The organism is Enterococcus sp. FSL R5-0957 (assembly GCF_038008005.1).
In the GTDB taxonomy this organism is placed as follows: domain Bacteria; phylum Bacillota; class Bacilli; order Lactobacillales; family Enterococcaceae; genus Enterococcus_B; species Enterococcus_B faecium.
The window spans coordinates 1,366,478-1,379,742 of record NZ_JBBOYG010000001.1 but is presented as its reverse complement, the minus strand read 5'-3'; the positions used below and the strand labels follow the sequence as shown (position 1 = coordinate 1,379,742).

Annotated in this window: 11 protein-coding genes, 1 other RNA gene and 1 pseudogene; 11 read left to right on the top strand and 2 right to left on the bottom strand. The window is 38.3% G+C overall.

Annotated elements, in window-relative coordinates; genetic code table 11:
* Positions 1–3: 3 nt before the first annotated feature.
* From gpsB to MKX69_RS06605, 9 genes and pseudogenes are all read left to right on the top strand, one after another.
* Positions 4–423 (top strand): cell division regulator GpsB, encoded by a 420-nt coding sequence (gene gpsB / locus MKX69_RS06645; RefSeq protein WP_002295835.1) that lies wholly within the window; start codon positions 4–6, stop codon positions 421–423.
* 21 nt (positions 424–444) lie between these two features.
* An RNA gene (rnpB, locus tag MKX69_RS06640) (RNase P RNA component class B) lies at positions 445–812 on the top strand.
* A 208-nt stretch (positions 813–1,020) separates the two neighbouring features.
* The gene (locus MKX69_RS06635; protein ID WP_010724040.1) at positions 1,021–2,190 is read left to right on the top strand and encodes a THUMP domain-containing class I SAM-dependent RNA methyltransferase; all 1,170 of its coding nucleotides are present in this window, start codon (positions 1,021–1,023) and stop codon (positions 2,188–2,190) included.
* Positions 2,191–2,271: 81 nt separating this feature from the next.
* Positions 2,272–2,736, top strand: coding sequence for an ASCH domain-containing protein (locus MKX69_RS06630; RefSeq protein WP_341009439.1), 465 nt, complete (start codon positions 2,272–2,274; stop codon positions 2,734–2,736).
* Between the two features lie 63 nt (positions 2,737–2,799).
* Entirely contained in the window at positions 2,800–4,296 is a 1,497-nt protein-coding gene (locus MKX69_RS06625; protein ID WP_341009438.1) for a carboxypeptidase M32, read from the top strand.
* A gap of 80 nt (positions 4,297–4,376) precedes the next feature.
* On the top strand, positions 4,377–5,060 hold the full coding sequence (locus MKX69_RS06620; protein WP_341009436.1) for an HD domain-containing protein: 684 nt from the start codon (positions 4,377–4,379) through the stop codon (positions 5,058–5,060).
* A 644-nt stretch (positions 5,061–5,704) separates the two neighbouring features.
* Positions 5,705–6,895: a glycine C-acetyltransferase gene (locus MKX69_RS06615; protein ID WP_341009434.1), complete on the top strand. Its 1,191-nt coding sequence runs from the start codon at positions 5,705–5,707 to the stop codon at positions 6,893–6,895.
* A gap of 101 nt (positions 6,896–6,996) precedes the next feature.
* A pseudogene (locus MKX69_RS06610) lies at positions 6,997–7,859 on the top strand (NAD-dependent epimerase/dehydratase family protein).
* A 68-nt stretch (positions 7,860–7,927) separates the two neighbouring features.
* A complete protein-coding gene (locus MKX69_RS06605) occupies positions 7,928–9,277 on the top strand; it encodes an APC family permease (RefSeq protein WP_341009432.1) in 1,350 nt (449 codons plus the stop codon).
* Between the two features lie 182 nt (positions 9,278–9,459).
* On the opposite strand, the gene MKX69_RS06600 is transcribed toward MKX69_RS06605, so the two are convergent.
* Complete coding sequence (locus MKX69_RS06600; protein ID WP_341009430.1) at positions 9,460–9,783, bottom strand: hypothetical protein; 324 nt, start codon at positions 9,781–9,783, stop codon at positions 9,460–9,462.
* Positions 9,784–9,911: 128 nt separating this feature from the next.
* On the opposite strand from MKX69_RS06600, the gene MKX69_RS06595 reads away from it, so the two are divergent.
* Both MKX69_RS06595 and MKX69_RS06590 read left to right on the top strand, forming a co-directional pair.
* Entirely contained in the window at positions 9,912–11,075 is a 1,164-nt protein-coding gene (locus MKX69_RS06595; RefSeq protein ID WP_341009428.1) for a VanZ family protein, read from the top strand.
* Positions 11,076–11,144: 69 nt separating this feature from the next.
* Complete coding sequence (locus tag MKX69_RS06590; protein WP_002289190.1) at positions 11,145–12,494, top strand: DEAD/DEAH box helicase; 1,350 nt, start codon at positions 11,145–11,147, stop codon at positions 12,492–12,494.
* A gap of 44 nt (positions 12,495–12,538) precedes the next feature.
* Here MKX69_RS06590 and MKX69_RS06585 read toward each other — a convergent pair whose 3' ends face one another.
* Positions 12,539–12,970 (bottom strand): GNAT family N-acetyltransferase, encoded by a 432-nt coding sequence (locus MKX69_RS06585; protein WP_002295842.1) that lies wholly within the window; start codon positions 12,968–12,970, stop codon positions 12,539–12,541.
* Positions 12,971–13,265 lie beyond the last annotated feature (295 nt).

Below are 13,265 nucleotides of genomic sequence, written 5' to 3'. Positions count from 1 at the left end.
AATATGGCGAATTTGGTTTATAGTCCTAAAGACATTTTACAACAAGAATTCAAAACAAAAATGCGCGGCTATGATCCCGTTGAAGTTGATGAATTCTTAGACAATATCATCAAAGATTATGAAACTTACAGCAAAGAACTCCTTGCTTTACAAGAAGAAAACGATCGATTGAGTGCAAAAGTAGCTCAATTATCTAAAACTCAAGGAGCAGCTCAAACACGCGTGCAACAAACAGAGGCACCAAAGAGCGCAGCAGTGACCAATTTTGATATCTTAAAACGCTTGTCAAATCTTGAACGTGAAGTATTTGGTAAAAAGCTTGATCAACAAGCAAGTGCAGTCAAACCAGCACAACCTAATCCAAATAACTACACAAATGCAGACACAAGCTTAGATGATAATGAAAAAACACGTCAATTTTAATTTTTGATTAATGAATTTGCGGTTTTCGGGTAATCGCGGTCTGACTTGATCAGGCTGAGGAAAGTCCATGCTCGCACAGGCTGTGATGCCTGTAGTGTTCGTGCTTAGCGAAACCATAAGCTAAGGTACTCTTTGGAGTAACGGCAGGAAAACAAGCTAAGGCTTCGGCTATGCTTAAGTATCCTTGAAAGTGCCACAGTGACGAAGCGGCTGGGGAAACCCATCCGGTGGAACGCGGTAAACCCCTCGAGCGAGCAACCCAAACAATGGTAGGGGCGCTTTTTGTCTGGAAGAAGAACAGGACAAAAAGGCAGTATAACTGCAGATAGATGGTTACCGCTTTGTTTTTTCTCCCTGGAAAAGCAAAGTACAGAACATGGCTTATAGAAAACCGCAAACATCAGGGAATTAGGTCGTGACAAAAGTAATGCGTTATAAGAAACGAGAAAAACATTTGAAAGCTATTTTTCAATACTTCAGATGAGTCGTTCTTATTACAAAACAAACTTTTGTATCACCGGTTATTCGGAATTTGAGTAAAAGTGTGGGGTAGGACTGATGTCCCACCTCCTTTTTTTATAAATAAGGAGATTGTGTATGGAAAAAAACAGGAAGTTCAACCTCGTCGCAACTGCGGCAAGCGGGCTAGAAGCACTGGTTGGTAAAGAATTAAGAGATCTTGGAATCGAATGCCAAGTTGAGAACGGACGTGCACGTTTTGAAGGAACAATGGAAACGATCGCTACAGCTAATTTATGGTTACGTACAGCAGATCGAGTAAAAATCGTGGTTGGGGAATTCGATGCATATACGTTTGATGAATTGTTTGAAAACGTAAAAGCATTGCCTTGGGAAGATTTTCTCCCACTAGATGCAGCTTTTCCTGTAGCTGGAAAATCGATCAAGTCGAAACTATATAGCACACCTGATTGCCAAGCGATCACAAAAAAAGCAATCGTTGAACGTCTCCGTACCTATTATCACCGTCCAGCTTCTGTACCACTGACGGAAACTGGCGCACATTTTCAGTTGGAAGTAGCTTTGCTGAAAGACCATGTGATGGTAACTCTGGATACGACAGGACCAAGTTTATTCAAACGTGGTTATCGCTTAGAAAAAGGTGGAGCACCATTGAAAGAAAACATGGCAGCAGCACTTATTATGTTGACAAATTGGCGAAAAGACCGTCCATTTTATGATCCTGTATGTGGTTCAGGTACGCTTTGTATTGAAGCAGCCTTAATAGGCCATAATATCGCACCAGGATTCAATCGTGAGTTTGCTTGCGAATCTTGGGATTGGTTCAGTCAAGAAATCATGGAAAATGTTCGATCAGCAGCCGAAGAAAAAGCAGATTATGATATTGAATTAGATATTACTGGTTCAGATATCAATGGACGGATGATTGAAATTGCCAAAGCCAATGCAGAAGAAATCGGATTAGGCTCTTCGATTACCTTTAAGCAACAAGCAGTCAAAGACTTCAAAACGGATAAAGAATACGGGGTCATCGTGGCTAACCCGCCTTACGGGGAACGTCTAGGAGAAGAAGAAACCGTTCGAAAATTATATAAAGAAATGGGCGATGTGTTCCGTCCATTAAAAACATGGAGTAAATATATCTTGACTAGCGACTTAGCGTTTGAGGAATTTTACGGACAAAAAGCAACCAAAAAAAGAAAATTGTATAATGGTGCATTGCGTACGGATCTATTCCAGTATTGGGGAACTCGTCCGCCTAGAAAAGAACGGGCTGAAAACGAATAACTAGGATATAAGTATGGGTACCTAAAAACCATAGTTGGGGATTTAAAACCTTTAAACTTATGATTTTTGGAGGAATTGAAAATGAATAAACAAGCAAAAAAGTATTGGAAAGAATTTTGGCAAGGTGAATTCCCTGAAACAAATGTTACCGCAGAGCAGTGGGGTTGGGAAGGAACACCGATGGCTGATGAGCTAGCGGACTTGATTTTAAAGGGGATCAAAACAGCGTCATGTTCATCATACGATGAATACCTGTATTACGATGAAGATCCTTTGTCTAAAATCGGAAGTTATACCATTGTTTTAAATAGTAAAGACAAACCTGTAGGAATCATAAAGTATACAGATATGACGATAATGCCGATGAATGAAGTAACAGAAGAAATTGCCCGTGCTGAGGGTGAGGGTGATTTGAGCTATGATTACTGGTATAAAGCTCATAAAAAGTTTTTTAGGGAGTTAATGCCCCAAATTGGAAAAGAATTTTATGAAGAAATGCCACTGGCTGTTGAACGGTTTGAATTAATCGATGCGAAGGAAATGTAGTAAATGTAAGTGAGATATAGCTATTGGATAAATGATAACTAGGATAAGTTGGAGGACTTTTGGATGAATGAAAAGGAATTTTTACAAGAAGTAAAAGAAATCAATCTTCTACAACAAGCTTTAGGAATCCTCGATTGGGATACACAAACAGGTATGCCTGAAAAAGCTAGTGCATACCGAAGTGAAGTAGACAGCTATCTTTACAGCATTTATTTTTCAAAAAAAATCGGTCCAAAGATCAAAGAAGCCATTCGCTATTTTTCTGAACATCCGGAAGAATTGTCGGAAGTTGGAACTGCCGTTTTTGCCAAAGTAAAAGAAGAGTATGATTTGGAACATCGCGTACCGGAAGATCTTATGAGAAAATATACAGCTGCCGTTTCTTCAGCACACGGACAATGGCAAAAAGCTAGAGAAACACAACAATTTTCTGATTTTCAACACGCATTGAATCAAAATATTGAATTAACAAAACAGTTGATACCTTACTGGAGAAAAGATGAAAAGACGAATTATGATGTTTTGCTGAATCAATACGAACCCGGGATGACTGTCGAAATCCTTGATAAGGTATTTGATCAGCTTAAAGAAGGAATTCTTTCGATCCGCCGTACGCTCCAAGAAAAAGGGACTGAACCTGAAACAGACTTTTTAAATCGGAGAATGACGAAAAAGCAACAGAAGAGATTTGTAGTGAAAGTAATCGAACAACTTGGTTATGATTTTAGCCGTGGTCGTTTAGATGACACTGTCCACCCATTTATGACTGGAATTAATCCGAATGATGCACGAATCACGACACGATGGAACGAAACAGATTTCAAAATGGCTGTTTTTGGAGTGATCCACGAGGCTGGTCATGGTATGTATGAACAAGACATCGATGATAAATATGCGTATACACCGGTTTATGAAGGTACATCAATGGGTATCCATGAATCACAATCGTTGTTTAACGAGATCATTATTGGAAGTAGTCGCAGCTTCTGGAAAAAGCAATATCCTTTCTTTCAAGAATGTGCAGAAGGAACATTCGATGATATTCCTTTTGACAAATTTTATCGTTCATTGAACCATACAAAATCAAGTTTGGTTCGTATCGAGGCAGACAGTTTGACTTACCCTCTCCATATCATCATTCGTTATGAAATCGAAAAAATGATTTTCAATGAAGGGGTAGATGTTGCTGAACTACCTGAAATATGGAATCAAAAATATGAAGAGTATCTGGGAATACGACCAACAAATGATGTGGAAGGCATCCTACAAGACGTTCATTGGTCAGGTGCAAGCTTTGGTTATTTTCCCTCTTATGCATTAGGGTACATGTATGCGGCACAATTACTTCATTCTTTGCAGCAAGAAATAGATGTGGAAAATGTTCTAGCGTTAGACGATTATTCTCCAATCAAAAACTGGATGTCAGAGCATATCCATCAATATGGTGCATCTAGAAAACCAAATCAATTAATCATGGATGCAACACATGAACCGCTTAATCCGCAATACCTGATCGACTATATGAAAGACCTGTATTTTAATGTATATCAGGTAAAATAAAATACAATTTACAAAGATAGCTGAAATTCATCTAATCTATAGATGTTTTCAGCTATTTACTTAAGAAAGAAGTGGAACGAATGGATAAATTACAAGTGATCGCTGATTATAGTATGGACCAATTAGCGCATGATCAAACAGGACATGGGAGCGATCATACCAAAAGAGTTGTCAAGTTAGCTGAAAAAATTTTGGAGACGGAACCGCAGGCAGACCGCTTTGTGACGCTTGCAGCAGCTTACCTACATGATACGATTGATGATAAAGTCGTTAAAAATGAGAACGAGGCAAAGCAACAGCTTCGTGTATTCCTTCGCTCTTTGCCAATAGTAGAGGAACAGATCTCGATGATTTTTTCCATTATCGAAAATATGTCCTTTTCTAAAAATCTCTCTGAAGCCGCCGAACTATCTCTGGAAGGTAAGATCGTTCAAGACGCTGATCGTATCGAAGCATTAGGAGCAATCGGCATTTTGCGTACTGCTTATTTCGGCGGTGGACATGGGCACCCGATTTTTGATCCTGAACTATATCCGCAAACATTCAAGGACAAAGAAAATTACCGAAAAGGCACGACAGTGATCAATCATTTTTATGAAAAACTGTTCTTGCTGTCTGATAAAATGAATACTGATTACGGATATGAAGAAACCAAACGAAGAGAAACCTTCATGCGTGAATTCTTAGAAGAATTTTTTCTGGAATGGTCTATTGACGATGAAAATTTTACTCCAGACAATTGGATCAAAAATAACAAAAAATGATGGAGGTTGTGACAGAAGTGGTCAGCTCCAAGATATTTCGGATCATTTTCCGTAAAAGTTACTTCTGGAACACTATTTACCAAGAGGTCGTGAGCCTGCCGTTCAGCTCCGAGTCACAAGGAACAATTTCAAAAAATAGCTTCTCATGTTTGATGAATATTGTAACTTGTGATTCGGAATTGGCAGGAGAACACCGTTTATTCGGAAGAATAGGACTGTGACAAGACTTTTGTCACAGTCCTTTTTTCGAATTCAACAAGTAAAACTTTTAAGAAATATTCAGAGAGTAAAATTAAAAATTGCTGATAAATGAAGATGGAAGTTTTATGTATTTTTATTGGTCTATGCAATAAATAAATTAAATATTCAGAATACAATTGATTTTAACGAAAGGGCTTCTATCAATGGTTGTGTTGTATTTATCTGCCCAAGTAGAGTAAAATAGATCATTATCTAAAAGGTAATTGTTCATACTATATAAGTCATTTGAAAGTAAAAAGATACTGTAAATAAAAAATGTGGTTAAATAATTCTCATAATCAGTGTAAGCGTTATCAAAAACATGGCATACTTGTTTTGTAGATGAATGACACGATATATGTTTGGTATGTTCTGCAAGACAGATGAATATGGAGGTGGAGACAATGTCTTCCAAAGAACTAACAATGTATTTAGAGAAAGAATTGGATCAACTGAAAGAAAAGGGGTTATACAATACGATCGACATACTAGAAAGTGAAAATGGTGCTTGTATCATCGTAGACGGAAAAAAGATGATCAATCTAGCATCCAACAATTATCTTGGATTTGCCAATCGCGAAGAATTGAAAAAAGCATGTATTGAAGCAACCGAAACTTATGGTGTAGGAGCAGGAGCAGTCCGAACGATCAATGGTTCGCTGAAAATCCATCAGCAATTAGAAGAAAAAATCGCAGAATTCAAAGGGACAGAAGCAGCAATCGCCTTTCAATCTGGATTCAACTGCAATATGGGCGCTATCTCTGCAGTAATGACAAAAGAAGATGCTATCTTATCGGATGAATTAAACCATGCATCTATTATTGACGGTTGCCGCTTATCCGGAGCAAAAATCATCCGAATTAAACATCAAGATATGAAAGACCTTGAGAAAAAAGCAAAAGAAGCGATAGAAAGTAAGAAATATAAAAAAATCATGTATATCACAGATGGTGTTTTCTCCATGGATGGAGACATTGCACGATTGCCGGAAATTATTCCGATTGTTGAAAAATATGGACCGATCACCTACGTTGATGATGCGCACGGCTCAGGCGTAACTGGAAAAGGTGCAGGAACCGTCAAGCATTTTGGATTAAGCGACAAAATCGATATGCAAATGGGCACGTTATCGAAAGCTATAGGTGTTGTTGGGGGTTATGTAGCTGGATCGAAAACACTAATCGACTGGTTGAAAGCTAGAAGTCGGCCATTCCTATTTTCTACCTCGCTAACTCCAGGTGCAGCTGCAGCTGCATTGGCTTCGATTACTTTGATGCAAGAACATCCGGAACTTGTCGAAAAAGTTTGGGAAAATGCTAATTATTTTAAAGAAGAATTGAAAAAAGTAGGCTATAACATCGGTATGTCTGAAACACCTATTACTCCAGTCATTTTGGGAGACGAAAAAGTGACTCAGACTTTCTCTAAGGAGCTGATCGAACATGGGATTTATGCTAAACCAATCGTTTATCCAACTGTGCCTCTTGGGACAGGCAGGATCAGAAATATGCCGACTGCGGAACATACGAGGGAAATGCTTGATGAAGCAGTAGCAGTTTATCAAAAAATAGGAAAAGAAATGGAAATTATTTAACTAAATTTAGTTTTTTCGTCTATTTAAAATTAGAGAACATGTTCACGCATATATTGTTAATCATCTGAAGATAGTAGTAAAAAAGATCAAGGAGGATCATCATGAAAAAAGTATTGGTGACAGGATGTTTAGGACAAATTGGTTCAGAGTTAATCACACGGCTACGTCAAGAACTAGGCAGTGAAAATGTCATTGCGACAGATATACGCATGCCTGAAGTCATTGAGAAAAACGATATCTTTGAGATCCTAGATGTAATGGATTACGAAAAAATGCGTAGCATAGCAGAACAATATCAAGTGGACACATTGATTCGCTTGGCTGCTCTTTTGTCAGCTGTTGCAGAAGCAAAACCACAATTGCGTTTGGTCCAAATACTCCAAAAGATCGTACCCCACAAGATACTCTTCAGCGTCCTACAACCATGTATGGGGTAACGAAGGTAGCTGGAGAACTACTATGTGATTATTATTATGTGAAATATGGCGTAGATACTCGTGGTGTCCGTTTCCCTGGATTGATTTCTTATGCAACCTTGCCAGGAGGCGGTACGACAGACTACGCAGTCGATATTTATTATTCAGCAATCAAAGAAGGAAAGTACACTAGTTTCATTGATCAAGGTACATCAATGGATATGATGTATATGCCAGATGCGATCGATGCCATTATAAAACTCATGAATGCAGATCCTGATCGATTGGTTCATCGAAATGCCTTCAATATATCGGCGATGTCTTTTGACCCGGAAGAGATCAAAGCATCTATTCAAAAAATCATACCAGATTTTGAAATGGATTATGGTGTGGATCCTGTACGTCAGTCAATAGCAGAATCTTGGCCAAATTCACTAGATGTTTCTTGTGCGCAAGAGGAATGGGGCTTTTCGCCGAAATACGACTTAGATGCGATGACAAAGGATATGTTGGAAAAACTGAAAGAAAAATTGGTAGAGACGGTATAAAACAAGAACCACATCCAAAAAGTTTTTTATACTTTTGGGATTGGCTATGGTATGAAAGGGGACAAGGGATGGAAGAATATCAAGCCACGCCAGTAAAAGAAGTAAAAATAGAAAATGAATTAAAACGTACGATGGGATTTTTTACTGCTTTATCGACTGTTATGGGCACAGTGATCGGTGCAGGGGTATTTTTTAAAGCCGCAAGCGTAGCAGAAGTTACAGGATCCGCCAGTTTGCATATGTTTTCTTGGTTTCTCGGTGGTATGATTTCTGTCTGTGCAGGACTAACAGGAGCTGAACTGGCAGCTGCTATTCCAGAAACAGGAGGGATGATTAAATATATCGAACGGATTTACGGAAATACAGCAGCTTTTTTATTGGGCTGGGCGCAAGTCGTGATTTATTTTCCAGCAAATGTAGCAGCCTTGTCGATCATTTTCGGTACACAGTTCGTCAATCTATTTGGTCTTTCCCAGTCAATGATTGTTCCCGTAGCTGTTACAGCTGCTGTATCGATCCTGCTGATCAATTTTTTAGGTTCTAAAGCTGGAGGGGCTTTTCAGTCGATTACGCTTGTCTGCAAGCTTATCCCTTTGTTTGTGATCGTCATTTTCGGTTTGTTCCGACAAGAAGGAGTAGACTTCCAACTGTTTCCGATCCAAGCAGGAGAAAATCTTTCATTTTTCTCAGCCTTGGGAGCGGGCTTGCTAGCAACGATGTTCGCATACGACGGTTGGATACACGTAGGAAATATTTCGGGAGAATTGAAAAAGCCGGCGAAAGATTTGCCAAAAGCAATTTCTTTAGGAATCATCGGAATCATGATCGTTTATTTATTAGTAAATGCGGTGTTCTTAAGAATCGCATCTATCGACGGAGTCGCAGGAAACAGCAATGCGGCAAGTGACGTTGCAAAAATGATTTTTGGCGGCTTCGGTGGAAGACTGGTCACAGTTGGTATCTTGATTTCTGTTTATGGAACCTTCAATGGCTATACCCTTACTGGAATGCGTCTCCCTTATGTTATGGCAAAAGAAAACAACCTGCCTTTTAGCAAGCTCTTTGCTAAACTTCATGATAAAACTAAAGTTCCTGTAGCCGCAGGTATCTTAGAGCTAGTCATCGCTATTGGCATGATGATGATCGGTGGTTTTGATACACTAACGGATATGCTGATCTTTGTCATTTGGATTTTTTATACGATGGTCTTTGTTGGTGTCATTCTTCTTCGTAAAAAAGAACCTGATTTGTTTCGACCATACAAAGTTCCAAAGTATCCGTTTATTCCACTAGTAGCAATCATTGGAGGGACTTTTATCGTATCAAGCACGCTTATCACTCAGACCTTTTTAGCTTCGATGGGGATAGTATTGACACTTGCTGGTATCCCGATTTATCTCTATTTAAAACGTAGATAGCTAAAACATTCGAATTTTATTAGAACTGCACTTCTCTGCCAAACAAAATATTTTATTTAAATGAGGAGTACGTGGAAGAAATGTCAAAAGTACTCGTTAATTTTGATCACGTAAATGTCGTTTTGTCTACGATGAAATAGCAAAGTAAAAGACAGAAATCGGGCTCAACCGATTTCTGCCTTTTACTTTGATTTGCGTAACTGAACTATTCGGCGTACGCCGCGATAAATATTTAATAAAACCAAGTAACCAGAAATGAAAATGGAAAGCCAAATCAGATAGACAGGGTAACCAAGCACTTTAGACAAAGCATGTGGAGTCATTTTATCCATTTCAAGAAGTGCTTGCTGCCAAGTCTGAAGATTGAAGACTAGCATGAAACCCGAAATAATCAGGAGAATAAATCCTAAATAATGAATTGTAGTTCTTTTTCTTACATAAGCGATCGTAGCATAAAGGAACAGTAAAAAAATAGGTACGCCAAAAACAAAGTACATATTCAGCATTTCGACACCCCCTTTGTGTTTATCTTACTTTACTTTGAAAGAAATGAGAAATAATAGCCTCGTTACTTGCTTGAAACAGCAAAGGACTGCTAAGATAAGAGAGATACAAAGAATCAAGGAGGAGTCATATGGCAAGTTATATCGAACCGATTCGTTTTGCGCTGATTGTTTTTCCATTTTTAGCCTTAGCGATCTCATCTGTTTTTTTTATTTATGAATATCGAAAGTATGGAACATTTCTAGTAACAAGGGCAGTTATTTTGTATTCTTTCGTTTTTTATTTATTGTGTGCGTATTTTTTGGTGATCTTACCACTTCCGGCAAAGGAGACGGTTGCCCAAATGACAGGGCCAAAGATGGAGCTGCATTTATTTGCTTCATGGCAACATTTCAGAGACAACACGGTATTGGTCTTGTCTGAACCTAGTACCTACCTGCCGGCAATGAAGCAGAGCGTATTTTTGGAACCAGCTTTTAATGTTTTATTACTCATACCATTTGGCATTTATTTAAGATATTATTTCCGGCTTTCTTTTATGAAAACGATGATTGCTAGTTTCTGCCTTTCTCTATTTTTTGAATTGACGCAGCTAAGTGGACTTTATTTTATCTACCCAAGACCATACCGCTTATTTGATGTGAATGATTTAGTGACAAATACATTGGGTGGAATCATTGGTTTTGTCGTTACGCCGTTATTTACATTTATGCTTCCTACAAGAAGACGAATGGATGAACTTTCTTGTGAAAAAGGAAAGACTGTCTCATTGACTCGACGCTTGGTCGCTTATTTGATTGACTGGACATTTTTATCTCTTATTAATTTGGTAGCGGCGATTTTCTTTAAACTTGCGTTCGATTCAGGGACAGTTACTTCTCATATCTGGTGGCTTTTATTAGAAGTAGGGGTATACTTTATGATTGTACCGTTTATAACCAATGGATGGACACTTGGGAAAAAAATTGTGCGTATCCGTTTGGTGGAAGAAGACCGCGAACGAATTTCTTTAAAAGCATTGATGATCCGCTACGGGTATCTGTACTTTCTTTTTTATGGTTTAAGCTGGTTGGGGCAGTTGCTTCAGCAAATCATGAATTCGACAACGAATACGGTGTTGCAGATGAGTGCAGTATTCATTTCTCTCGGTGTCTTGTTACTGCAAGGTATTTTTATTTTAAATATCTTGCTATCATTTTTGAGAAAAAAACGGATTCTGTTTTATGAAAAAGCTAGTCACACATATACTGTTAGCACGATTGGCCGAACAAAGGATGATGATTCTCGAAATTAGCTGAGCAAAAACGCTTTGTCTGTGTTATAATGCCAAAGTCGTGATAATTTAAAGAGAAGAGGTGCACGAATGAATAATTTTGATATATTCCGCTTCAAACCGTTTATCAATGAAGCGTTAACCGCAAAGGGCTTCAAACAGCCCACAGAGGTCCAGGAACGTTTGATTCCTTTAATTGCAAAAGGAAAAAATATCATTGGGCAATCTCAAACTGGTACAGGAAAAACACATACGTTTTTGTTGCCTTTGTTTGAAAAAATCAATGCAGAAAAAGAGGAAGTACAAGTTGTTATTACAGCTCCAAGTAGGGAACTAGCTGCACAGATCTATGAAGCAGCTACACAAATCGCTAAATTTTCTACACCGGAGATCCGTGTCTCGAATTTTGTCGGCGGTACAGACAAACAGCGTCAATTAAATCGTCTGCATCACCAACAGCCACAGGTTGTAGTAGGCACGCCTGGTAGAATATTAGACATGATGAATGAACAAGCGCTGAAGATTCACACCGCATTTGCATTTGTTGTCGATGAAGCGGATATGACATTGGATATGGGTTTTTTAAATGAAGTAGACCAAATTGCAAGTCGATTACCAGAAAAGCTGCAGTTTTTAGTTTTTTCTGCCACTATTCCAGAAAAACTTCGTCCATTCTTACGAAAATACATGGAAAATCCAATCATTGAAGAAATCAAACCAAAAGCAGTTATTTCTGAAGACATTGAAAATTGGCTGATTTCAACAAAAGGTAAAGATGAGAATCAAATGATTTATCAACTGCTGACAATTGGTCATCCTTATTTAGCAATCGTATTTGCCAATACAAAACAGCATGTGGATGAAATTGCCGATTACTTGAAAAACCAAGGCTTGAAAGTAGCAAAGATTCATGGAGACATCACCCCAAGAGAGAGAAAACGAGTGATGCGACAAGTACAGAATCTGGAGTATCAATATGTTGTAGCGACTGATTTAGCTGCTAGAGGGATCGATATCGAAGGTGTTTCTCATGTTATCAATGCAGAAATTCCAGAAGATCTAGACTTCTTTATCCATCGTGTCGGACGTACTGGACGTAATGGCTTAAAAGGAACGGCCATTACGTTATATTCGCCAAATGATGAGCAAGCCATTGATGCGATAGAAAAATTGGGCGTCTCATTTGAACCAAAAGAAATCAAAAACGGGGAAATCGTCAAAACATACGATCGTAATAGACGTGCCAAACGAGAAAAATCAAAAGATGTATTAGATCCCACGCTGATTGGTCTTGTGAAGAAGAAAAAGAAAAAGATCAAGCCTGGTTATAAGAAAAAAATCGATTGGGCAATTGCAGAAAAAAATAAAAAAGAACGCAAAATCGAACGCAGACAGCAAAGCCGTACTGCTCGTAAAAATAAGAAAAATTCACATAAATAAAAAACAAGAGGTTGTGACAAAAGGCGTGTCACAATCTCTTGTTTTTAAGCTAGACTTTTTTCCATTCCGATACAAAGTACTTCATCTTCAATAAAAGGTTCTGTGCAAGTATGATACCCTTGTTTTTCATAAAAATCTACAGCCGTCATTTCAGCTACTACATAACTAGTCTGACAACCTTCTGAAACCGCCCGTTTTTCAGCAGCTTCAAGCAACTGACCGCCTAACCCTTTTCCTCGGTATTCTTTTGCTACGCAAAATCGTTCCGGCTTGAAGCAAGTAGGTGTTTTCTTTTCATAACGCAAAGTAGCTACTGGTCTTTTTTGATCAAGAAATAGATAATAGGTTTGTTGCGGGATATCTTTTCCGTCGAATTCTAGTTCTGCAGGAATCCCTTGTTCTAATACAAAAACTTGATATCTCAAAAAGCAGCTAGCTGCGCGTATCCATTCATCCGCTCCAACTATTTTTTTCATCATATTCCTCCTTGTCATGAATAGCAGAGATGTATTGATTCCTTTATTCTTATCGTACCAAAAATCGTGGAGTATGACCAAAAGGAAATGAAAATAAAAATTGAGATATTGACAGTGATCAATAGAATGCGTATACTAATTAAGTACGAAAAGGATATGATTTGTTTTTTAAGACTCACAGAAAATTCTTTCTTGGCTGAAAAAAGAATAGTCACTAATCAAATTGCTCCCTTTTTCTATTTTGGTAGAAATACCGACGCAGCTCAGCGTTATCGAGTTTAAGAGGTAATGATTA

Coding starts and splice junctions, on each gene's coding strand:
- MKX69_RS06605 (WP_341009432.1), top strand. CDS start 7,928: ATGGAAGAATATCAAGCCACGCCAGTAAAAGAAGTAAAAATAGAAAAT.
- MKX69_RS06625 (WP_341009438.1), top strand. CDS start 2,800: ATGAATGAAAAGGAATTTTTACAAGAAGTAAAAGAAATCAATCTTCTA.
- MKX69_RS06590 (WP_002289190.1), top strand. CDS start 11,145: ATGAATAATTTTGATATATTCCGCTTCAAACCGTTTATCAATGAAGCG.
- MKX69_RS06630 (WP_341009439.1), top strand. CDS start 2,272: ATGAATAAACAAGCAAAAAAGTATTGGAAAGAATTTTGGCAAGGTGAA.
- MKX69_RS06600 (WP_341009430.1), bottom strand. CDS start 9,783: ATGCTGAATATGTACTTTGTTTTTGGCGTACCTATTTTTTTACTGTTC.
- MKX69_RS06620 (WP_341009436.1), top strand. CDS start 4,377: ATGGATAAATTACAAGTGATCGCTGATTATAGTATGGACCAATTAGCG.
- MKX69_RS06595 (WP_341009428.1), top strand. CDS start 9,912: ATGGCAAGTTATATCGAACCGATTCGTTTTGCGCTGATTGTTTTTCCA.
- MKX69_RS06635 (WP_010724040.1), top strand. CDS start 1,021: ATGGAAAAAAACAGGAAGTTCAACCTCGTCGCAACTGCGGCAAGCGGG.
- MKX69_RS06585 (WP_002295842.1), bottom strand. CDS start 12,970: ATGAAAAAAATAGTTGGAGCGGATGAATGGATACGCGCAGCTAGCTGC.
- gpsB (WP_002295835.1), top strand. CDS start 4: ATGGCGAATTTGGTTTATAGTCCTAAAGACATTTTACAACAAGAATTC.
- MKX69_RS06615 (WP_341009434.1), top strand. CDS start 5,705: ATGTCTTCCAAAGAACTAACAATGTATTTAGAGAAAGAATTGGATCAA.